The sequence below is a fragment of the Lysobacter sp. N42 genome, from assembly GCF_004344885.1.
On record NZ_SKFB01000154.1, the window covers coordinates 1 to 581 of the forward strand.

1 pseudogene is annotated in these 581 nt (G+C 66.1%); it reads left to right on the forward strand.

What is annotated here, in order from left to right:
• Window positions 1–12 precede the first annotated feature (12 nt).
• A pseudogene (locus EYQ95_RS26285) lies at window positions 13–581 on the forward strand (IS5 family transposase); the annotation flags it as partial.

Consider the following 581-nt stretch of genomic DNA (forward strand, 5'->3'; position numbering starts at 1 on the left):
AACATACTGCGCATGGAACTTACGCCTGCGCAATTCGCGCGTATCGAGGATTGCCTGCCGCGGCAGCGGGGCAATGTGTCGCTGGACAACCTTCAAGTGCTCAACGCGATCCTGTTCGTGGCCGAAAATGGCTGCAAGTGGCGGGCCCTGCCCAAGCGGTTCGGCAACTGGCACACGATCTACACGCGGATGAACCGGTGGGCCAAGGCCGGGGTCCTGGATCGGGTCTTCGAGCGCATGCAGGCCGAACAGCTGGTCCGGGTGCGGCTGGAGGCGGTCAGCCTGGACAGTACGATCGTCAAGGTCCACCCGGACGGCACCGGCGCACGAAAAAAAACGGCCCGCAGGCCATCGGCCGCTCCCGCGGAGGCTGGACCACCAAAATTCATATGGCTGCCGCGGATTCCCGCTGCGCGTTAGCCTTCTCGCTTTCGCCGGGCCAGGCGGGCGATGCCCCAGCCGGTCGCGCCCTGCTGCATGCCCTGCCACCCCTGCCCGCGCGCTGCCATCTGGTCATGGATCGCGCCTACGAGGGCAATGAAACCCGGCAGCTCGCGCTGGATCTGGGCCTGGATCCGGTC